The 20,981-nt window shown below is 60.5% G+C and carries 22 protein-coding genes; 14 read left to right on the top strand and 8 right to left on the bottom strand.

The window, feature by feature from the left end:
• Window positions 1-447, bottom strand: a complete 447-nt coding sequence (locus tag ACN9MO_RS06065) for an iron-sulfur cluster assembly scaffold protein (RefSeq protein WP_057255622.1) — start codon at window positions 445-447, stop codon at window positions 1-3.
• A gap of 340 nt (window positions 448-787) precedes the next feature.
• Here ACN9MO_RS06065 and folE point away from each other — a divergent pair, with 340 nt between their 5' ends.
• The 3 genes from folE to ACN9MO_RS06050 all read left to right on the top strand — a co-directional run bounded on the left by folE (window position 788) and on the right by ACN9MO_RS06050 (window position 3,246).
• A complete protein-coding gene (gene folE, locus ACN9MO_RS06060) occupies window positions 788-1,405 on the top strand; it encodes a GTP cyclohydrolase I FolE (RefSeq protein WP_057255621.1) in 618 nt (205 codons plus the stop codon).
• Window positions 1,406-1,429: 24 nt separating this feature from the next.
• Complete coding sequence (hisI, locus tag ACN9MO_RS06055; RefSeq protein ID WP_057255620.1) at window positions 1,430-1,882, top strand: phosphoribosyl-AMP cyclohydrolase; 453 nt, start codon at window positions 1,430-1,432, stop codon at window positions 1,880-1,882.
• Between the two features lie 398 nt (window positions 1,883-2,280).
• The gene (locus ACN9MO_RS06050) at window positions 2,281-3,246 is read left to right on the top strand and encodes a patatin-like phospholipase family protein (RefSeq protein ID WP_057255619.1); all 966 of its coding nucleotides are present in this window, start codon (window positions 2,281-2,283) and stop codon (window positions 3,244-3,246) included.
• Window positions 3,247-3,545: 299 nt separating this feature from the next.
• On the opposite strand, the gene ACN9MO_RS06045 is transcribed toward ACN9MO_RS06050, so the two are convergent.
• The gene (locus ACN9MO_RS06045) at window positions 3,546-3,974 is read right to left on the bottom strand and encodes a CBS domain-containing protein (protein ID WP_057255618.1); all 429 of its coding nucleotides are present in this window, start codon (window positions 3,972-3,974) and stop codon (window positions 3,546-3,548) included.
• Between the two features lie 263 nt (window positions 3,975-4,237).
• Window positions 4,238-4,969, bottom strand: a complete 732-nt coding sequence (locus ACN9MO_RS06040) for a rhomboid family intramembrane serine protease (RefSeq protein WP_112995925.1) — start codon at window positions 4,967-4,969, stop codon at window positions 4,238-4,240.
• 361 nt (window positions 4,970-5,330) lie between these two features.
• Here ACN9MO_RS06040 and ACN9MO_RS06035 point away from each other — a divergent pair, with 361 nt between their 5' ends.
• From ACN9MO_RS06035 to ACN9MO_RS06010, 6 genes are all read left to right on the top strand, one after another.
• Window positions 5,331-5,957, top strand: a complete 627-nt coding sequence (locus ACN9MO_RS06035; RefSeq protein WP_063891421.1) for a PAS domain-containing protein — start codon at window positions 5,331-5,333, stop codon at window positions 5,955-5,957.
• 108 nt (window positions 5,958-6,065) lie between these two features.
• Window positions 6,066-6,674, top strand: a complete 609-nt coding sequence (locus ACN9MO_RS06030; protein WP_057255615.1) for a PilZ domain-containing protein — start codon at window positions 6,066-6,068, stop codon at window positions 6,672-6,674.
• A gap of 680 nt (window positions 6,675-7,354) precedes the next feature.
• A complete protein-coding gene (locus ACN9MO_RS06025) occupies window positions 7,355-7,963 on the top strand; it encodes a transglutaminase-like cysteine peptidase (RefSeq protein WP_058328550.1) in 609 nt (202 codons plus the stop codon).
• Between the two features lie 331 nt (window positions 7,964-8,294).
• Window positions 8,295-9,023 (top strand): hypothetical protein, encoded by a 729-nt coding sequence (locus tag ACN9MO_RS06020; RefSeq protein ID WP_113131792.1) that lies wholly within the window; start codon window positions 8,295-8,297, stop codon window positions 9,021-9,023.
• A gap of 182 nt (window positions 9,024-9,205) precedes the next feature.
• A complete protein-coding gene (locus tag ACN9MO_RS06015; RefSeq protein ID WP_058320549.1) occupies window positions 9,206-10,738 on the top strand; it encodes an SPOR domain-containing protein in 1,533 nt (510 codons plus the stop codon).
• A gap of 78 nt (window positions 10,739-10,816) precedes the next feature.
• Window positions 10,817-11,086 (top strand): hypothetical protein, encoded by a 270-nt coding sequence (locus ACN9MO_RS06010; RefSeq protein WP_058320548.1) that lies wholly within the window; start codon window positions 10,817-10,819, stop codon window positions 11,084-11,086.
• A gap of 126 nt (window positions 11,087-11,212) precedes the next feature.
• On the opposite strand, the gene ACN9MO_RS06005 is transcribed toward ACN9MO_RS06010, so the two are convergent.
• Both ACN9MO_RS06005 and ACN9MO_RS06000 read right to left on the bottom strand, forming a co-directional pair.
• Complete coding sequence (locus ACN9MO_RS06005; RefSeq protein WP_057255610.1) at window positions 11,213-11,650, bottom strand: DUF1489 family protein; 438 nt, start codon at window positions 11,648-11,650, stop codon at window positions 11,213-11,215.
• 74 nt (window positions 11,651-11,724) lie between these two features.
• On the bottom strand, window positions 11,725-13,125 hold the full coding sequence (locus ACN9MO_RS06000) for an L-serine ammonia-lyase (RefSeq protein WP_057255609.1): 1,401 nt from the start codon (window positions 13,123-13,125) through the stop codon (window positions 11,725-11,727).
• Between the two features lie 748 nt (window positions 13,126-13,873).
• Here ACN9MO_RS06000 and ACN9MO_RS05995 point away from each other — a divergent pair.
• The 3 genes from ACN9MO_RS05995 (at window position 13,874) to ACN9MO_RS05985 (ending at window position 16,184) form a co-directional block, all read left to right on the top strand.
• Window positions 13,874-14,566, top strand: coding sequence for a DUF599 domain-containing protein (locus tag ACN9MO_RS05995; RefSeq protein ID WP_058328549.1), 693 nt, complete (start codon window positions 13,874-13,876; stop codon window positions 14,564-14,566).
• A gap of 130 nt (window positions 14,567-14,696) precedes the next feature.
• Window positions 14,697-15,707, top strand: a complete 1,011-nt coding sequence (locus ACN9MO_RS05990; RefSeq protein ID WP_112995926.1) for a DUF1624 domain-containing protein — start codon at window positions 14,697-14,699, stop codon at window positions 15,705-15,707.
• Between the two features lie 3 nt (window positions 15,708-15,710).
• Complete coding sequence (locus ACN9MO_RS05985; protein ID WP_057255606.1) at window positions 15,711-16,184, top strand: methyltransferase family protein; 474 nt, start codon at window positions 15,711-15,713, stop codon at window positions 16,182-16,184.
• An 86-nt stretch (window positions 16,185-16,270) separates the two neighbouring features.
• Here ACN9MO_RS05985 and ACN9MO_RS05980 read toward each other — a convergent pair whose 3' ends face one another.
• The gene (locus ACN9MO_RS05980; RefSeq protein ID WP_057255605.1) at window positions 16,271-16,657 is read right to left on the bottom strand and encodes a MerR family transcriptional regulator; all 387 of its coding nucleotides are present in this window, start codon (window positions 16,655-16,657) and stop codon (window positions 16,271-16,273) included.
• Window positions 16,658-16,832: 175 nt separating this feature from the next.
• Window positions 16,833-18,254 carry a magnesium transporter gene (gene mgtE / locus ACN9MO_RS05975; protein WP_057255604.1) on the bottom strand — a complete coding sequence of 474 codons (1,422 nt, stop codon included), beginning with the start codon at window positions 18,252-18,254 and terminating at the stop codon, window positions 16,833-16,835.
• Between the two features lie 389 nt (window positions 18,255-18,643).
• On the opposite strand from mgtE, the gene ACN9MO_RS05970 reads away from it, so the two are divergent.
• Window positions 18,644-19,153 (top strand): peptide deformylase, encoded by a 510-nt coding sequence (locus ACN9MO_RS05970; protein ID WP_112995927.1) that lies wholly within the window; start codon window positions 18,644-18,646, stop codon window positions 19,151-19,153.
• Window positions 19,154-19,204: 51 nt separating this feature from the next.
• The gene (locus ACN9MO_RS05965) at window positions 19,205-19,474 is read left to right on the top strand and encodes a hypothetical protein (protein WP_057255602.1); all 270 of its coding nucleotides are present in this window, start codon (window positions 19,205-19,207) and stop codon (window positions 19,472-19,474) included.
• An 85-nt stretch (window positions 19,475-19,559) separates the two neighbouring features.
• Here the strand turns inward: ACN9MO_RS05965 and ACN9MO_RS05960 are convergent, their stop codons facing one another.
• On the bottom strand, window positions 19,560-20,744 hold the full coding sequence (locus ACN9MO_RS05960; RefSeq protein WP_113131791.1) for a serine hydrolase domain-containing protein: 1,185 nt from the start codon (window positions 20,742-20,744) through the stop codon (window positions 19,560-19,562).
• Window positions 20,745-20,981 lie beyond the last annotated feature (237 nt).

Here is a 20,981-nt window from a genome sequence, read left to right as displayed (position 1 = left end):
TCAGACGGCCGCGAGCAGTCGCTTGGCCTCGATCTGCTCGATGGCATCGACGACGGCATCAAAGGTCAGCATCGTCGACGCGTGACGCGCCTTGTAATCCTTCACCGGACGCAGGAAGCGCATATCCTCGAAGCGCCCGGATGGGCCCTCGCCGTCCGCCTTCAACATGGCAAGCATGTCCGCGCGCGCCTGTCGGATTTCTTCCGCGCCGGCGCCGACGACATGGCGCGCCATGATCGAGGACGAGGCTTGGCCGAGGGCGCAGGCCTTCACGTCATGGGCAAAATCGGTGACCACGTCGCCGTCCATCTTCAGCCAGATATGCACTTTCGAACCACAGAGCTTCGAGTGCGCGGTCGCGTCCGCGTCGGCGTCGGCAATCGTTCCGATGCGCGGAATATTGCCGGCAAATTCGAGAATTCGGCTGTTGTAGATGTCATCCATCATTTGACGCGATCCGGCTGATTTTTCGCGGTTTTGAGTGATCGACGCATGATTTTCTCCGGTAGGCAGGAAAAAAGCACGACGCGACACGCTCCGCCTCTTTCATCTCTGTGGCACCATACTATATGCTATGTCGTGTTGGGGCGACAGTTCCGCAAGAGGAACAATGTCGCCTGTTGTTTGGGAAACCGTGCCGGAAGGTCCAGTGCACTGCTAAGCCAGGACCGGAAAGCCCCGGAGCCCGCCGACGGAACCCAAGCCTGCAGGGTTAGGCGAATGGCCAGTGGCGAGTTGTCCGAAAGATAAAACGTCAAGCAATCCCGTATTGCTAAAAGAGGCCATTATGGACGCCATAGTGAAGAATTTTCCCGTGCTCGACGATGCGAGCGGCCGCCCGACCCAGAAGGAGGCCGAGGAAGCCGTGCGCGTTCTCCTGCGCTGGGCCGGTGAAGACCCGGAACGCGAAGGGCTGCTGGACACGCCGGCGCGCGTCGCCAAGTCCTACCGCGAGCTTTTCAGCGGCTATGATCTCGCTGCCGAAGACGTACTCGGACGGACCTTCGAGGAAGTCGCCGGCTACGACGACATGGTACTCGTCAAGGACATCCCGTTCTATTCGCATTGCGAGCATCACATGGTGCCGATCATCGGCAAGGCGCATGTCGCCTATCTGCCGAATGGCCGCGTGCTCGGCCTTTCCAAGATCGCCCGGGTGGTCGATATCTATGGCCGCCGGCTGCAGACGCAGGAATCGATGACGGCGCAGATCGCCAAGGCGATCGACGAAACGCTTGCCCCGCGCGGCGTCGCGGTGATGATCGAAGCCGAACATATGTGCATGGCGATGCGTGGCGTGCAGAAGCAAGGCTCGACAACGCTAACCACCACATTTACGGGTACGTTCCAGACGGAACCGGCTGAACAGGCCCGGTTCATGACGATGCTCAGGGGCTTCAAGTAAGGCTCCGACAGACGGAGCCTTTCCATGACGCTCACCTTCGACGCTCCCTCCTCCAACAAGGCTGAACTGGAAACCGGTCCGGCCTTCACCCCGCGCTTCGATGAAAAGGGGCTGATCACGGCTGTCGTCACGGATGCGCGGGACGGTGAGCTTTTGATGGTCGCCCACATGAACGCCGAGGCCCTGGCTTTGACGATCGAGACGGGTGTCGCGCACTATTACAGCCGTTCGCGCAAGAGCCTCTGGAAGAAGGGCGAAAGCTCCGGCAACCTGCAGACGGTCAAGGAGATCCGCACCGATTGCGACCAGGATGCGATCTGGTTGAAAGTGTCCGTCGCCGGTCACGACGCCACCTGCCATACCGGCCGCCGGTCCTGCTTCTACCGCATGGTCGGCGCCGAAAACGGCAAGGCCATGGTCGAAATCACCGACGACCATAGGCACTTCGACCCCGCAGAAATCTATGATAAAAATTAAGCATCGCGCATCTTTTTGGTGCGGGCACATGCTATATTTATCTTTTGGAAACCAAGCGAGCGCCTAATCCTTTGGCAAGGATGCGGCGCTACGAGGGAACGGCAACGTTCCCGGCTGTATTGCAAACTGTATCCAATGTTTATCGATCCTGCCGCAATCGGCGACGGGATCGGTGATATACCTAAGAACGGTGCCAGTCTTTCAGCAATGGACAGGACGAGGCCGGCACCTGCGCCGGCTTGGCGGAGCCTCCCCAGGACGCGTGCAAGAAATTGCGTTCCTTCAGGATCGAATCCGATCCCTGAAAGTTAAGTCAGTCGTGAATTACCACAGCGACCTTCGCGCATCTTCATCGACGTGTCGCGCTGCGGAGTATTCGGCGGTGTTGGAGGTGCCGGATGTTGAATTGGACTTTTACGCGTAGCAACCAGATTGCAGATCTGTCCGGCCCGGACGGCACATCGATTTCAACAACACCACCAGAACCTGCGACACCTCCGCAGAGACCGAAGATCGCAATTGCCCTTGGGGGCGGCGCCGCGCGCGGCTGGGCCCATATCGGCGTGCTGCGAGCGCTCGACGAAGAAGGCATCGAAGTTGGCATGATTGCGGGCACCTCGATCGGCGCGCTCGTCGGCGGTTGCTATCTTGCCGGCAAGCTCGACGAACTCGAGACCTTCGCACGCTCCCTCACCGTCCGGCGGATTGCGGGACTGCTCGATTTCGCTATTGGCGGCGGCGGTCTCTTTGGCGGACTGAGGCTGACCAAGCGCATGCAGGAGCATCTGCAGGGACTTAGCATCGAAAGCCTCGACAGGCCATTCATTGCCGTTGCGACCGAAGTGCATAGTGGGCATGAGGTTTGGCTCGAAAAAGGATCGCTCATCACCGCGATCCGCGCTTCCTACGCCTTGCCCGGCATCTTCGAGCCGATCAAGGCGAACGGACGCACGCTCATCGACGGCGCGCTCGTCAACCCCGTCCCGGTCTCTGTCTGCCGCGCTCACGAGCAGCAGCTCGTCGTCGCCGTGAACCTCAACTACGAGCTCTATGGCCGCTCAGCCGTCGTCAAACACAGCGCCGGCATGGGGACGCCGGATGCCCCGGCGCAGGAAAAGGAAGCGACCCTTCACTCCCGCCTCGGCATGACCGGCGTGATGGTTCAGGCCTTCAACATCATCCAGGATCGTATTTCCCGTGCTCGTCTTGCCGGCGACCCTCCGGACCTGGCTTTGCACCCCAAGCTCAACGATATCGGCCTATCGGAGTTTCACCGTGCAGGTGAGGCGATCGACCGAGGCTACCACGAAGCGAAGGCCAAGCTCGTGGAGATCCGCCGGATGCAGGACGCCCTCGTGCGCTGACGAGCGATCTTCCGTCGATCTGTTGCGGGCTATCCGCGCAGCGATTGTGCGCGGGGTCGTTGTCCCATTACGGGGAATGCGTCGCGAACCGCAAGCAGGCCGCATCGCGCCATAAGACCTTGCCGCCCGATCGCTACAGCGCCGCGCGCCTTATCAGACACGCAAAGGTCGCTGCAGCACTTTGATTTTCTGCATGTCTTTGTCCTTAAATCGAGGTCGATTTAAGGAGACATGCAGTAGGCACGAACAGGGCAAAGTACCTGAGGTGGATAAGGGGGCGGCGCAGGCTGCCTTCCCATTTAGCCGGCGATATAGGCCTTGATCTGCTCGGTCTCGTGCTCGATCGCACGGATGTGGTGTTTGATCACGTCGCCGATCGAAACAATGCCGGCGAGCTGGCCATTTTTTTCGACCGGCAGGTGGCGGGCCCTGAGCTTGCTCATCATTTCCATCAGGGCCTGAACGGACATTTCCTCGGTGCAGCAGTAGACATTTTGCCACATGACGGCCGCGACCGACCTTTCGAGACAGGTCGCTCCCTGCTTGGCGATCGCTGCGACGATGTCGCGCTCGGTGAGGATGCCTGCGATCTGATCATCCGCATCGACGATGATGACCGCACCGATATGATTGTCACGCAAGAGAATGGCAGCCTGTTGGACTGTCATCTGCGGGCCGACCGTTACGACGTTGCGACCCTTTTCATCGAGTATTGCTTTTACTGACATGCGCACATCTCCCGTTGCGACAACTCCGGGTCGGCAGGGCAAGGTCCAGCCGTCTCTCGTGCGGTACGGTCGGGCGATGGAACCTGTACCCTGGCCGCTTATGATCGCCTGCCCGCGTGCTCCTCAGACGCGGACGGGCTTTCTATACCCGGCCTTCACGGGCCGCCTAGCCTTTCGACAATCGGCGACCGTAACAAATGGTGCGCCAGCGCTCCGGGGAAATCAAGCGCTCACAAGCGCCGTCCGCCGATCTTTCGACGTCGTCAGTCGCGGGGGTCGAAAAGGCCGAAGAGAAGGAAGCCGAAGAGGAAGCCGCCGATATGCGCTTCCCAGGCGATGCTACCCGCCCCCTCAGGCGTGAACATGCCGAGCCCGATCAGAAAGTTGGTGAGGAACCAGATCCCGGCGAACATCACGACAGAGCGATTTGCCAGCGCCTCACTGACGGGCAGCCGCCGGTTGAGATGGGCAAATTGCCGGCTGATCCGCCCGCTTGGCGAAAAGACGAAGCGCGCCGCCGCGCCCATGAAACCGGAAACGACGCCCGAGGCACCGACGACCACGATCATCTCGCCCCAGTGAAATGCCGTGTGCAGCGCAACTGCGGCCGCAGCCGAAAGGCACCAGAATACCGCAAGCCGTCCCATGCCGATGCGGCGCACGACCGGCGCACCGAAAGCGACCATCCAGAAGATATTGAAGATCAGGTGCTCCCAGCTGCCATGCAGGAACGAATAGGTAATGGGGCTCCAGAGCCAGGCGAGCCCCTGCTCGGCCAGGGGATGATCGTAGCGCGCCGGCAGAAAGGCGAAGTTGAAGATGATCTCCTGATCGATCGCAGGCGGCAGAACATAGGTGCGCAAGGCATGAATGGCGATCAGAAACAGCAGAATGCCGGTAAGTCCGGCCGGCAGATTGAAGGCAGGCTCACGTGACGGACTGGCGGCGCTGTCCCGGTCCGTCTCCGGTGGCGTTGCCGTCTGATCTCGTTCCATGGTTGCTGCTTTCTCCATCGATTGGCCCGTTCGATCGCATTCGATCGAGGCGATGGCATGACATCGCGGGATTCGGACCGGACTGGGGCGACCAGCCATAAGCAAACAAAAAAAGACCGTCCAGTAAAAACTGAACGGTCGCCAAGCTCAGATCCGAGCTCCAGTTCAAGTGCCGAAGCCAACGCTTCGTGAAGTCATGTCTTTCAGTGCCAGTCGCAGTGCTCCAGCGCAATCGAAACCATTCGTTAACCTTAATTTCGAGCTGGCATGCTTTTCGCTCCATTGATCTCAAGACCGCAATGATCGGCCAAACATGTGCCAGACCGGCACAAGCGGGCCGCAGAAATGGAATGAACGCAAGATGCGCAGCAAGACGACCATGGAGCTTTTCCGATACTGGAACACCATTCGCGGCAAGCGCGACCTTCCCTGTCGGGACGAACTCGAGCCGGGGGACATCCGCGCACTGTTGCCCAACCTGTTCATTCTCGAGCGTGATCGCAACGGCATCTCGTTTCGTCTTGGGGGAACCCATGTCTGCGCACTCTTCGGCCTTGAACTGCGCGGGCGACAATTCGGCATGCTGTGGCTGAACTCGCAGGCTGCCAAGACGCAGCGCATCGCCGGCCAGGTGATGACGCACCGGGTGCCTGTGATGCTGTCCGCCAAGGGGCGCACAGCCGATGCGCGCGAGGTCGAGGTCGAAATGCTGCTGTTGCCGCTCGCCTCAACCGAGGGTGCAAGCGACCGAATCCTTGGCGCGCTCTCGCCACTTTCCCGCCCGTACTGGTTGCATGCGACATCGGTGGAAGGCCTCGACGTCACCGGCATGAAAATCCTCGACCCCGACCGCACAGCCGTGTTTCGCGAAGAGCCGGCGGTGGAACACGTCTCCCCGCGTGCAGAATCCCGCGCTGGCGAAGGGTTTTTGGGAGAGTCCCGTCGCGTCGGACATCTTCGCATTCTGGAGGGCGGACGACGCGAATGATCGCTGCTGCTGTCCCGGGTTGGCCACGCGGACCAACCGCAGGACGAACATTCTATTAACCCGAACGTTCTAAACTCTGCCTGCCAAAATACGTCATGCAGAGTCACCATGTTCTCATTCCAGCACGCTCAGAATACCGCTCCGAAGCCGCATCACGAAGGTGCGTTCCAGCGCGTTTCCGTGAACCTTGCTGGACGGCTGATGCTGGCCAATCGCGACGAATATGATTGCACCGCCGTCGACATGTCGCCGGGTGACGTGCTGCTTTCCTCCCCGGCACGGCCGCGGGCGGGTGAGCGCATCATCGCCTATATCGACCATGTCGGCCGCCTTGAAGGCACCGTGTCGCGCATCGCCGACGATGCCTTCGTGATTCAGCTCAACGCCACCGAACGCAAGCGCGAGAAGTTGGCTGCGCAGCTCACCTGGATCGCCAACAAACACGAACTCGGTCTGCCCGAGGATCGGCGCCACGACCGCCTTGCGCCGCGCAAGACGTCAACCGAGCTGACGCTGGACACCGGCGAAAAATTCCCTTGCCGCATCATCGACCTCTCGCTCTCCGGCGCGGCCGTCGATATCGAGAACCGCCCGCCGATCGGCACCCCGGTCCTGCTCGGCAACATGAAGGGCAAGATCGTTCGCCATTTCCAGGAAGGCTGCGCCATCGAGTTCTCGGGCGTACAGTCGCGCGAAGCATTGACGGAATTCCTCTAAGGGCGTGTCCGCGCGACCCTCACTGGCCTACCCCGATCAAGATCGTTGCCTTGTCACCCCGATCGCGCACCAGCCCCCTGAGGCTCCGCGCCACTTCTTACGCGTGATTGCGGGCCGCCCCGATATGCGCAACGACAGACCAGCCAATCGCTGGCCCGATCCTGCGGCACGAAACCAACCTTGGCTTTCACAGTAGACCTGCCCCACGGGCCGCGACGACGCTGTCCGCGCGGACTGGGCGACCGGCATCGCCTCGCTGACGACGACTGCTTCATTTCGGAACATCTCGATCCGACCGCGACTTCTGACCGCAAATATTTTTTCGAACAAATTCAAGGCGCGACGCTTATTTGAAGTCGAAAAGCGACGACAAGATCGACGTCATCCGCCCCTGGCGCGACGCATCGCGACCGCGATTTTCCGGCAGCCACTGCTCCTGTCGCTCTGCGGATCGGCATAGGTCTATTGATTACAATCGCTTACATCGTCAAGGAAACATGAATGGAAGATCGCTCCGTCGAGAAATCGATAAAATTTGACTCAAATTCGATTTAAATAAAAATCAAATTCTATTCTTGTTTTATTCTTATACGACTTTCATTTGTACTTGTTTTTAGTTCGCAAGTTCGCGAGCGATAAAAACGTCTGTGCCATTGTCGAACCACAACGGGGAGACAATCATGCTCAAGACAATCACCAAGATGATCGCGGTTGCGGTCCTTTTCACCGGCGGTCTGATCGAAACGGCGCTGGCGCTTCCGGCCAACATGGTCGTCACCGGTGCAACCAACCCGCCGATCGGTCACTACGAGTTCTGCAAGATCTATCCGTCGGAGTGCACCTCCAACGGTAAGGACCGCGGCCCGATGATGCTGACGCGCGAAGGCTGGCAGAAGATTCTCGAGGTCAACTACGACGTCAATCAGGCGGTCACCCCGATGACCGACATGGAAATTCATGGCGTCGAGGAGAAGTGGTCCTATCCGGACACGGTTGGCGACTGTGAAGACTATGTCCTCTTGAAGCGCCGCAAACTGATCGAGAACGGTTTCTCTCCGTCGGACCTCCTGATCACCGTCGTTCTGCAACCGAACGGTGATGGCCATGCCGTTCTCACCGTGCGCACTGACCGTGGCGACTTCATTCTCGACAACATGCGCAACAAGGTGCTGCTGTGGTCGGACACCGAATACACCTACCTCAAGCGCCAATCGACCGAACACTCCGGTCGCTGGGTCAAGCTCCAGGACGGCCGCACCGTCGCCGTCGGCAGCGTACGGACGCAGTAAGCACAGAAGACATCGGAGGCGGCGCGCCTTTCGCAGCAGCCTCCACCATTCCAGGGCACCGGTCATAAACATCCCCGTCCAGACCGAGCCTCGGCCGGTTCCGCGTCCCTCGGAACCGGCCGTTTTTATGACCGGCATTCCCGGCGCTAAACCGTGTCGCGATCTTTCTTTAAGTTTTTGATGTTTCGCAGCTCGAGGGGGAATTCACAGAAAATTAACCATCCTCGACCAGCGTCGGGCAAGCGACGTCGTCCATCCTACGATGCGCGGGAATGCGTGAGCCGAACAACGGACCGCCGGGGTTCGGCCATCGCGACGGGACAGCCCAACGATGAGCAGCTCTTCAAACGACATTCACGAACCGGAGCTCCGACCGCTGCTGTCGCCCGGCTTCGTCTACCGGGTGATGGCAGCGGTCGCGGTGCTTGCGGCGCTGACCGCTGCCATCTCATTTGCAGGGCGCTGGTTCGGCGAAAACCTCGCCCTTGCCGGCCACACCGCGAGCAACGAGCTTTTCGACATCTTCATCGGCCAGGATCACTTGCGCCTGCCGGCCAACATGATCCGCTTCGAGGCACAACGAGCCACCTCGATCGTCGAGCGCGTCGATCTCTACCTGACCTGGCCGGGGCTCGAAGGTTACAGCGCCCGGAGCCGGGCACTCTTCAACAATGTTGACGCACCCGAAAGCCTCCTTTTCCTGCAGATTTCCCAAAGCACGATGTCGCGCGACATGTCCGGGCGGCTGGAGCCGATCTATTCGCAGGTCTTCGACGGCGCGCCCACGGCTGGCCCGGCCGGGCTGACGGAGCACGCAGTCAAGCCGACATCCAGCTATGCGGGCGAAGTGTTCTTTACCGCTGAGACGAGCACCCATGCGCCCTACGTGGTGCGCTGCCTCGGCCCACAATCCATCTCGACCAGCGCCGATTGCCAGCGCGACATTCACGCCGGAAAGGACCTCGCCGTGCTCTACAGATTCTCCAACAAACTGCTGCCGCAGTGGCGCGAAATCGACCAAGCGATCACCGCCTTCGTCAAAAACCGTCTCGTGCCCTGATTTCGTCTAACTGGTGTGGTGCAGGCAGCCTGCCGCACCATTGCGCTACACCGGCATCGCCCTTGTACAAATGCGTTCGATTCCGGAAACCAATCATTCATCATAAACCGATTGGTAACGCTATGCCGATACTGTCTCGAGAACGGTCGTTCCCGGAGGCGGCGTCCGGACAACCCCATGACATGAGAATAAAGAGTAGCGTAGTGTCCCAATCCGGTTTTTTTGATCTCGCGAAGCGCCCGTTCGGTGCTCTTTCAAAGATGGTAGGACGGGTCGTCCTTGCGGGCGCCATTGCATCGGCCGCCTTTGCCGCACCGGCCTTCGCCGCCTCGAACTATGCCAATCCGAAATATTCGGGCATCGTCGTCGATGCCAAGACCGGCAAGATTCTTTACGGCGAGGATGCCGACGAACTGCGCTATCCCGCGTCTCTCACCAAGATGATGACGCTCTATCTGACCTTCGAAGCGCTCGAAGCCGGTCGGATCACGAAGTCCACCTCCATCCCCTTTTCGAAAAACGCTTCCGCCGAGCCGCCATCGAAGCTTGGTGTGCGTGCCGGACAGTCGATCACCGTCGAACAGGCGATCCTTTCGCTCGTCACCCGCTCGGCCAACGATGCGTCGACGGCGCTCGGTGAATATCTCGGCGGTTCGGAGCAGCGTTTTGCCCGCATGATGACGAACAAGGCCCGGGCGCTCGGCATGACGCGCACGACCTATCGCAATGCCAACGGCCTGCCCGACCCGGAACAGCGCACGACCGCGCGCGACCAGGCTCGTCTCGGCCTCGCGCTTCGCCAGCATTTTCCGCAGTATTACGATTACTTCTCCACCCGCAGCTTCCGTTTCGGCAAGCAGACGATCGGCAATCACAACCGCCTGCTCGGCAATGTCCGCGGCGTGGATGGCATCAAGACCGGTTACACCCGCGCGTCGGGCTTCAATCTCGTGACCTCGGCTCAGCTCGAGGGTCGCAGCATCGTCGCCGTCGTCATGGGCGGCAGCTCCGGCGCCAGCCGTGATGCGCAGATGCGCCGGCTCGTCGCCAAGTACATGCCGTCGGCATCGCGGCGTGGCGACGGCAATCTGATTGCCGAGACCAAGCCTACTCCCGTTCCGGCTGAAGAGACCCAGGTTGCAGAGGCGGCTCCCGTTGCGGATACGCCTGTCGTCGCGGCCGCGGCCAGCGGTCACGACCTGCCCAACACCGGACCGGTTCCTGGCATCCGCTATAACGGCGAAAGCGCGAGCAGCGTACAGATGGCCTATGCCGGCAACAAGCGCGCGTCGGACAACCCCGTTCTTTCCCCGAAGATCGTTCCCAACACGCTCGACGCACAGAGCCTGAAACTCCGTCAGCCTGTCGCCGCCGGCATGGTTGACACCCAGATCACCAATTCCGTTCCGAAGAAGGCCGACGCGGTTGCGAAGGCCGAACCGGCCGAAGCCGCAAAAGCCGAACCGATGCCGGCGCAGCCGCAGGGCTGGGTCATCCAGATCGGCGCAACGCCGGACAAGGATCAGGCCATGACCCTTCTCGGCAACGCCAAGGACAAGGGCGGCAAGGCACTTCGCGATGCAAAACCCTTCACTGTCGCTTTCGGCCAGGTCTATCGCGCCCGTTTCGGCGGCTTCGACGACCAGAATGCAGCGGTCAATGCCTGCAAGGCCCTGAAGAAGAAAGGCATCTCCTGCTGGGCGAGCCAGCAGTAAGGTCAAAAGATTTGGCGGCCGGATGTGTTTGTTTTCCGGCCTCCTTCCTCGGATTTGTACAGCGTAACGAGGTTAATCATGGCGATGAACGAAAACGTTCCGGGTGTCACCCCGCTGCCGGGACGGCGCGCCAAGCCGTCGCGCATCAACCTGCATCCCCTGCACGAGGCGGCCATGCGCATTGCCGATCTCGGGCTGAACCGATCGAAGGCGAAGACGCGCGATCTGGTCGGGATGCTCCTGACGCACGGCGCCCGCGCCTGGCGGTCGACGCAGCCGCGTGCCGGCATTCATCTTCACGTGACGGGGCCGAACCGGCGCCATCCCCTGAAAATGCGGATCACCTGAACGTTCATGAAATTCCGAAAGGCGGCCTGTGCCGCCTTTTTTCTTGTTGCGACACCGCCGCAACCATGCGCGTGCCAGCATCGCAACCTGCCCTGTGATGGGTCGTCAGGTCATCCATATTGAAGATTAGAGAAGTCCGAGTTCCGCCAATTCGCGGCGCAGCTCGAGCGGCATCTCGGCACCGCCACCGGAAAGCGACGCAAGGTCGCGCGGCGCATCCTTGTCGGTGAGATAGCGCCAGCCCTGGAAGGCACGCCGCGGCTGCAACTCCGTCTCGACCACTTCAGGGCCAAGCAGCAGATTGCAGCGGCCGATACCCTCGCCATCCGTGAAGGTTTCGATACCGATCAAGGACTGTCGCGCCTGCACGGTCCCCTTGATCACCCAGTAGAGCGAACCGCCGCTCAGCAGTTCCTCCACCCGTTTCGGCACCATGCGGGTCGTGTGGAAGGAATGGGGCTCGAGGCCAGCGGCCATGGCGGCCATAGCCTTGCGCGAAACCCATTCGCGCAGGTCCTCGATCGATTCCGCTCCGACGCAGAGCTTTATGAGATGCAGAGACATAGCTGTTTTGAACACCCGTCCGGCCGTTGCGGTCAAGCGGCCAGACGCTGTTCATCCACAATCACCGTGGCGGCTCAACATTCGACGACGTTGACCGCGAGACCGCCGGTCGATGTTTCCTTGTACTTCTCGTTCATGTCGACGCCGGTTTGGCGCATCGTCTCGATGCAGGCATCGAGCGGCACAAAATGCTTACCGTCGCCCTTGAGCGCCAGCGAGGCTGCCGTCACCGCCTTGACCGCACCGAGCGCGTTGCGCTCGATGCACGGAACCTGAACCAGGCCGGCGACCGGATCACAGGTCATGCCGAGGTGGTGCTCGAGTGCGATCTCGGCGGCATTTTCGATCTGCTCGGGCGTACCGCCCATGACGGCAGCAAGGCCGGCAGCGGCCATGGCGGACGCTGAGCCGACCTCACCCTGACAGCCGACCTCGGCACCGGAGATCGAGGCGTTGTGCTTGATGATGCCACCGATTGCGGCAGCCGTCAGCAGATAGTCGCGGATGCCCTCCTGATCCGCGTCGTCATGGAAATGCATGTAGTAGCGGATAGTGGCGGGGACGACGCCTGCTGCACCGTTGGTCGGCGACGTGACGACGCGGCCGCCGGCGGCATTCTCTTCATTGACCGCCATCGCGTAGACGCTCAGCCAGTCGTTGGCGAGCAGCGGGTTGGTCTTGTTGGAGCGCCATTCTTCCTGCAGCTTGTCGTGGATCGAGCGTGCGCGGCGGCGGACCTTCAAGCCACCGGGCATGATGCCCTCCTGGCTCAGCCCACGGTCGATACAGTTGCTCATCGCGCCCCAGATGCGGTCGAGCCCGGCATTCAGCTCATCCGGCGACATGGTCGCTTCTTCGTTCGCCCGTTTCATCTGGGCGATCGTCATCCCGGAGCGGGCCGCCATGTCCAGCATCTCCTGGGCCGACGAGAACGGGAATGGCACCTTGACGCCGGCCGCCTTGTTCTTCGAGGCACGCATCGCCTCGAGTTCCGTATCGGTCACGACGAAGCCGCCGCCGATCGAATAATAGATCCGCTTCAGCAGCAGCCGGCCGTCGCGGTCGAACGCGGAGAAGGACATGCCGTTGGCATGGCCGGGCAGCGGCACCTTCTTGTCGAAGACCAGGTCCGTCTTCGGCTGGAATTCATAGGACGGATGTCCCGGCGGCGAAATGCGGCCGCTGCGCTCGACCTCGTCGATCAAGCCGTCCATGCGATCAGGATCGACCAGGTCGGGGCGTTCGCCGACGAGACCAAGGACAACCGCCCTGCCCGTGCCGTGGCCGATACCGGTATGGGCCAGCGAACCGTGCAGGCTGACCTTGATCGCCGCAACGGCAGCATGGGACGGGCGCGGCCAGTCGTCGGAAAGAATGAGTTCGAGAAAGCGGTTGGCGGCCGACATCGGCCCCATCGTATGCGAGCTCGAAGGCCCGATACCGATCTTGAACACGTCGAAGACGGAAAGAAACATAAGTTTGCCTGCCCCGGAGACTGACTCGCGGCGCACCGGCATGATTGCCCGAGCACCGCATTCACGATTGCCTCGATATCACGCTTCACGGTCTGTGCGAACCGGCGCGCTATCCTCATATTTACTGCGCGATTTTATCCTCAGATCGGCACCGATTTAAGGAAATCCGCAACAAATATAGGAACGAAGCCTAAGCGATCCCATAGCAGACGGTCAGGCGGTCAACCGACATTCGATCCCATCCGTGCGACATTGTCATCCCGCAAAGGCTCCGGGGTGTCGAGATTGGCTGCCTGGAATCAAAAACGGCGCGGCTTTTGGGAAGCCGCGCCGTCAATCAGTGGTCTTTTCTAGATACCAGATATCAAAGGCCGCCGAAAAGATAAGCAAGAACAAGAACGCCAGCGAAACCAGCCACGGCGCGTGCAGTTACGCCCCAGCAAGATTTCTGAATTGTATTGTCCATGATGTCTCCGAAAACACTCTCAACGGCCGCGAGCAGCACATTGGGTGCCCGCGTCTGGGGCCTTGCATATTGAAGAAAGTGTTACTGCGCAATGGGGAAATATGGCGGAAAGGTGTCAGGCCCTCGCCGCTCAGTACACTAAGCTGGTGAAAACCGCGCAATTGGCCGGCGGGAGCGGAGAAAAATTCCGCCGCAATTTCATCACAGTAGTTGACGCGCCGTCGATTCCCGCGCCGCCGCGCCCACCTTGCATTTTCCAAAAGCCATGCCAAAAACACGTGTATGACCTTCGAAGATTACATAGCGCTTGTCGTGTTTATCCTGCTTTGGGCGGGTTTCAGCTGGGCGACCGACGGCACGCGCGGCTTCAAGCGGGTGAGTCTCACCCGCCTCATGAACGAGCATCGTGGCCGCTGGATCCGCAATTCGCTCAACCGCGATCTGAAGATGATCGATACGCAGATCATCGCGGGGCTGCAGGCCGGCACCGCCTTCTTTGCCTCGACGACGATCTTCGCCCTCGGTGGCTGCTTCGCTCTGCTCGGCGCAACCGAACAGGTGCAAGTGATCTTCGCGGACATGCCCTATGTCTTCCATGGCGGTCGGACCGCGTTCGAGCTGAAGGTCGGTGGCCTCACCTGTCTCTTCGGCTATTCCTTCTTCAAGTTCGGCTGGTCCTACCGGCTGTTCAACTATTGCTCGATCCTGATGGGCGGCATTCCAATGACCGCCGACATGCAACGCGACCTGCAGGCGGCGGAGAAGGCAGCCGAACGGGCGATCCGCATGAACGTGCTGGCCGCCAAGCACTTCAACGCCGGGCTTCGGGCGATTTTCCTGTCGATCGGATATCTCGGCTGGTTCATCAGCCCCTATGTCTTCGTCGGGCTCACCGTCTTCGTCATCTTTGTGCTGACCCGCAGGCAGTTCTTCTCGGAGGCACGCGCGGCGCTGCTGCCGGACGCAACGCCCTGACAGCATGCGCGCCCATCGCGCTGAACGGAAACAGACCAGGCCTGACCACTTCCACCATCAGCCAACGACGCGTGTTTGGCACAAGCCAAACATGGCACTCTTCTTCACGCCCACAGGATGGCGAATGCCCATGTCCGACAGCAATGTGACTTCACCGACGACACCGATACCGGCTCAATCTGCCGCACGGGGGCGGCTCGCCTTCATCGACGTCGCGCGCGGCGTGGCACTGCTCGCCATGGCTACCTATCATTTCGTCTGGGATCTCGAGTTCTTCGGCTACGTCGCCGCGGGAACCGCCGGCACCGGCGGCTGGAAGATCTTTGCCCGGCTCATCGCCAGCAGCTTCCTGTTTCTCGCCGGGTACAGCCTTGTGCTCGGACAATGGCCGAAGCTTCGCCTCGACGCGTTCATGCGGCGCTTTGCCAAAATCGCCGGTGCGGCAGCGCTGATCACGACCGCGACCTATTTCGCGTTCCCGGACACCTTCATCTTCTTCGGCATCCTGCATGCGATCGCCGCGGCAAGCGTGATCGGCCTTGTCTTCCTGCGGCTTCCCGCCGTCGTTTCCCTTGTTGCGGCGGCAGCAGCCATCGCGGCACCCTTCTATTTGCGCTCGCCGGCCTTCGATGCACCCTGGCTCTGGTGGGTCGGACTGTCGGAAACCTTCGCGCGCTCCAACGACTATGTGCCGCTGCTGCCGTGGCTCGGGCCTTTCCTCTTCGGCCTTGCCGCAGCCAAGCTCTTCCATGCGCGGCTCGTCGCGGTCCTCGCAAACCGTCCGTCCACAGGTGGCAAGGGCAAGCTGTGGATGAGCCCGCTCGTCTTCGGCGGCCGTCACAGTCTGGCCATATACCTCATTCACCAGCCCGTGCTCATCGGACTGGTCTATCTCTTCTCGCTGATTTCACCGCCGACATTGCCGGATCCCAAGCAAGCCTACCGCAGCAATTGCGTCGCGGCCTGCAACCAGGGGAACCCGGCCGTGCCGTGCGAGGCCTTCTGCGGCTGTACGCTCGACCTTCTGGTACAACAGAACCTGTTCGATAGCCTGAACAGGGGAGAGATCAACGTCAGCACCGATGAACGCATTGCGCGAATCGCGCGACAGTGCACAATGGACGTGCAATCAGGGGACTAGGACATGAATGCCTATCGTGCCAAGCCGCTGAATTTCCCGTGGCCCGCCCTGCTCTACGGCGTCGCCACGCTCGCGGCCCTTGTTCTGGCGCGATATTCCCCCATCCCCGTCGCACACGGACACAGCTGGTTTCCCTGGATCAGCGGCGGCACACTGATCATCGTCGCCATCTGGCTGGATCTCTGGGCAGTCAAGACCTTGCTCGACCGGCACACGGCCGTCATGCCCTACCGGTCGGCGACCTGCCTCGTCACCTACGGCCCCTTCCGCTTCACACGCAACCCGATCTATCTCGGCTACACCCTGATGATGGTCGGCTTCGGTCTGGCGACGCTCAATCCTTGGTTCTTCATCACGGCGATCGCAGCGGTGATGCTGACGACCGTCTTTGCCATTCGCAACGAAGAGCGGCATCTGCTGTCGCGCTTCGGCTTCGAGTTCGAGCGTTATTGCCGGCACACCAGCCGCTGGATCTGACCAAAAGACCGCACAGCCCAAAACCAAAAAGGGCAGCGCGGACGCCACCCTTCGAAACTTTCGCTTTTAAGAATACGCCCGCCTGCTCAGGTACCGACGCCGATCTCCGCGAGACGCGTCAGGCAAGCCTCCTCGACATTGTCGAGCTCTGCCAGCGTGTCTTCGATATCCTTGCGCTTCTGCCGAAGCTCCTCGCGCTTTTCCTCGACACGGTTCATCAAGAGCCGAAGCTGGCCCATCTCGCCGGGTGGATCCTTGTAGACCTGGATGATTTCGCGGATTTCGGCAATCGTGAAGCCGATGCGCCGGCCACGCAGAATTTCCTGGATCAGCCGCCGATCCGCAGGCCGGAACAGGCGCGTGCGTCCACGGCGTTCAGGATGAATGAGGCCCTCGTCCTCATAGAACCGCAGCGTTCGGGTGGAAATGCCGAATTCCCGCGTCAATTCGGTGATGCTATAATATTTATTCACGCTGCCATTCCATGATTTACTGCATCGTTCCTAAAATCGGTATCGATTTAAGGTCAAAATTATGCAGCAGGTCAAAGTGTTACAGCGATCTCAGCGTGTCATGGAAGACGCGCGCGCTGTAATGCGTATACACTATCGTTGACCTTGACGTAAAAGTCAAACAACGGCGTTCACCTCACGTAACGTGAAACCACCACGTGGCGATGCCGAGAAAACTGAAGAAACCGGTTATGTCGGTGATGGCCGTCACGAAAACGGCAGAAGACACGGCCGGATCGGCACCGAAGCGGTCCAGGCAGAGCGGGACGAGGATGCCGCCAAGTGCTGCGGCCATCATATTGATCAGCATGGCCGTGGCGATGATACCGCCGATGTTCGGGTCCTGAAACCAGAGACCGGCGAGCAGGCCGATTAGCGTGCCGAAGATCATGCCGTTCAACAGCCCCACGCCCGCTTCGCGCCGGATAATGCGCGGCGCGTTGTGAATGTCGAGGCCGCGGGTCGCAAGCGCGCGGACGGTAACGGTCATGGTCTGCGAGCCGGCATTGCCGCCCATTCCGGCGACAATCGGCATCAGAATGGCGAGCGCCACGATCTGCTGAATGGTCGCATCGAACAGACCGATGACCGAGGCGGACATGCACGCCGTCATCGAATTGATGAACAGCCACGGCACGCGCGAGCGCGATGCCTCGGCAACCGAGTCCGAGAGCTCTTCATCGCCGACACCGCTCAAGCGCAAGAGGTCTTCTTCCGCTTCTTCCTGAATGACGTCAACGACGTCATCGATGGTGAGCACGCCGACGAGCCTTCCATTGTCATCGACGACCGCCGCGGAGAGAAGGTCATATTGCTCAAACAGTTGCGCTGCCTCTTCCTGGTCCATCTCGGCCGGAATCGCATGGCTCGTGTCATGCATGATCGCGTCGACCTTGACCGAGCGCTTGGTCCTGAGGATGCGGTCGAGGTCCATGGCACCGAGCAGCTTGAAGGTCGGGTCGATGACAAAGATCTGCGTGAAGCTCTCGGGCAGGTCCTCGTCTTCGCGCATGTAGTCGATCGTCTGGCCAACGGTCCAGAATGGCGGCACCGCCACGAACTCGGTCTGCATGCGCCGGCCGGCGGTGCTCTCCGGATAATCGAGCGAGCGGCGAAGGCGAACCCGTTCCGTAAAGGGAAGCTTCGCCAGGATCTCGTCCTGATCTTCCTGGTCGAGGTCCTCGAGAATGTAGACGGCGTCGTCGGAGTCCATTTCGCCGATAGCCTCGGCGATCTGCTCGTTCGGCAGATGCTCGACGATATCGAGACGGATGGCCTCGTCGACCTCCGTCAGCGCCGAAAGGTCGAATTCCTTGCCGAGCAGTGAGACCAGCGCCAGGCGCTGGTCAGGCTGGATCGCTTCAAGCAGGTCGCCGAGTTCCGACGAATGCAGGCCGGCGACGTGCTGGCGCAGATAGATCGTATCGCGATCGGCGATCGCGGCCCCGACATGCATGAGGAAATCGGAACGGACCGAACCGTCGTCGGCATAGATGTCCGAGCCGTCAAAGGTCTTGACGTCTTCGATACCGCTGTCGTCGTCGCCGATATTGCTCATGGGCGCCCTCGAAACGATTGCTGCTTTCCGGTGCTCCATCATACGGACCGGAAAGAATGCGTCACTGACGGTTGGTGCCTCTTCCGCTGCCGTGCTCCGGAAGTTGGGTCCTACAGCCCTGCTAGCGCAAAGCCCCGCCGAGGTCCACAGCACAGATAGCACCCTGTGCGCGGCGATAACAGATTTATTCAAGCTGTTGCAAATACATGAGAAACCGGCTGCATCTCGATACTGTCGACATCGATCGCGCGATCGGCTAGCACTTCTCTTCGTTCCCTGGAACCGGAATCGATATCAGAGAACGAAACAGCAGCCCAAGGTTTACGGCGCCCCTTGCGCTCCTCAACGGGACGCACGGCGCCGCAAACGCTGCAGCCGAGGAACATCTGATGGCGATCCGTCCCATTGTCCGTTTTCCCAGTCCCTTACTGAGCCAGAAGGCGGACACCGTTACCCACTTTGATGCGGCGCTCGAAGCCCTTGCGGACGACCTGCTCGACACGATGCGAGCGGCACCGGGTATCGGCATCACCGCTCCGCATGTCGGTGTCCTGCAAAGGGTGACGGTGATCGAGCTCGACCGGGAGAGCGGCGTCAGGATTTACATCAATCCAGAGATTGTCTGGAACTCCGCCGAAGTCATGAAACATTCTGAAGGCAGTGTATCGATGCCTGGGGTTTCGGAGGACATCGAGCGACCGCAGACCGTCCGTGTTCGCTATCAAACCCTTTCAGGCGAAGAGGTCGAAGAGGAAGCCGAAGGACTGATGGCCATTTGCCTGCAACACGAGATCGACCAGCTCGACGGTATTTTCTGGACCCAACGCCTCTCGCGCCTGAAACGCGATCGGGCGATCAAGAAATTCGAAAAGCTGACAAGGGAACAAACGCGCGTCTAGGACTTCCCGCCGACAGCATCAAATGCCTCCCAGTTCACCAAGGATCGAACAATGAAGCCAACATATCTTGCAGTCATCGGCCTCCTGGCCCTCGCCGGTTGCAACAGTGCCCAACAGAGTCTTGAGCCCCTGCCCGAGAGCCTGACCTACGGCGAAAACGCCAGCAAAAGAAAGACGCAGGCCGCTCCCGGCACCATGGTTCAGCACCGTTTCATGTATGAAGGGCAGATGGTCTACGAAACCTATGAGGTTCAGCCCGATCACAGCTTCAAGCTTATCCGCCGCCGCATGGACCAGAGCGGACCGCAAGGCAACAGCTGACGACGTGGACGCAGGGCGGGGCAAGCGCGCGGCGCGCGGTGCAAGCGACCCAGGCTTGGCGTGTGCAATCAAATGTTTCGGCCGACTACCTTGGAAAGGCGGAGTAGACCGCCGTTTCGAAGTCAAGGTAGCCCCCGATCGAGGCCGGGTCGACGAAGGGCAATATCTGCGTCGCCCAGAGGCCGCCGAGACCATTTTGGCGGTCTATCCAGTAATAGAGGTTTGCAAGCCCAGCCCAGGCCAGCGCGCCGGCCGGTCGGCCTGTCGGCGCGGCTTCATCATTGATCATGAAGCTAAGCCCCCAGGATTTCGGCATTCCGGGGAAAAATTCGACGTCGTGCGAAAGGCTCGGTATCACCCCGGGAAGCTTTTTGATCTTCTTTTCTCCGAGGCCATTCTTTTCCGCCATTTCGACGGTTTCGGGTTTCAGCACGCGGCCGCCGGGTGCCACCCCGTCGTTGAGCCACATGCGAATAAATTTTGAGTAATCGGTAGCTGTCGAGTAGAGGCCATGCCCACCCATTTGGACCTCGGGTTCCTGGGGGAACCGGAAATCGGGCACCGGCTGCAATCGCCCTGCATCGTCCCGCTGATGCAGCGTGACCACGCGTGAGGCCATCGCTGGGGTCAATGCAAAACCGGTATCGTCCATGCCGAGCGGCTGAAGGATTCGCTCGGTCATCACCTCGCCCAATCGCTTACCGGCTATGCCCTCCACCACCTGTCCGGCCCAGTCCAGGTTGCTTCCATATTCCCAGTCGTCGCCTGGGTCGAACAGCAATGGGGTGCGGATGGACGCATAGGAGCTCGTGATCACGCTCGGCTGCCCATGCTGCCGGGCCAACCTGGCGTAGGTCTCATTGAAGAAGTCGTATCCAAAGCCAGCCGTATGCAAAAGCAGCATGCGCGTCGTGATATCCCGCTTGGGCGGGCGGAGCTTCGGGTTCCCGGAGGAATCAAAGCCATCGATCACCTGCAGCTTGCCGATCTCGGGAGCGTATCGCCTGGCTGGAGCATCGAGATCGAGCCTGCCCTCTTCGACCAGTTGCAGGCAGGCAGTGCCGGTGATCGCTTTCGTCATCGAGAAGAGCCCGAAGACGCTGTCGGCGGTCATGTCCGCATCGCCACCCAATGCTCGCTTTCCGGCTGCACCGGTGTAGATATCGCCCCGTCTATCTGTGGCAATCGCGACGACGCCGGGCACGCCATCCGCGGCGCTGACGACGGTATTGAGGATTGCATCGGCAACAGCCCTGAGATCGCCGCCCAAAGGAACCTCCCAAGCAAACAGGCTTCGTCATTGGTGCAGGTCGCCCAGCCACCGCCGCGCCCAGAAAACTGCTCCAGCCCGGCCCTCGTTCTGGAATACCGCGCCAAGGTTAGCACCAAATAACATTCCAAGCCATTTCGCCTGCAACGTGGCGGTGCTCGTTCACTCTTTTTCCGCGGCGGAAAGCGCTATGCACGCCGAAGTGCGGTCGGAAGATGTATTGAGGTTTGCGGGCTT

Origin of the sequence: Ensifer sp. R-19 (genome assembly GCF_049905105.1) — a bacterium.
Classification (GTDB): Bacteria; Pseudomonadota; Alphaproteobacteria; order Rhizobiales; family Rhizobiaceae; genus Ensifer.
The sequence above is the reverse complement of the archived record's forward strand: the minus strand, read 5'-3'. Positions and strand labels throughout refer to the sequence as shown.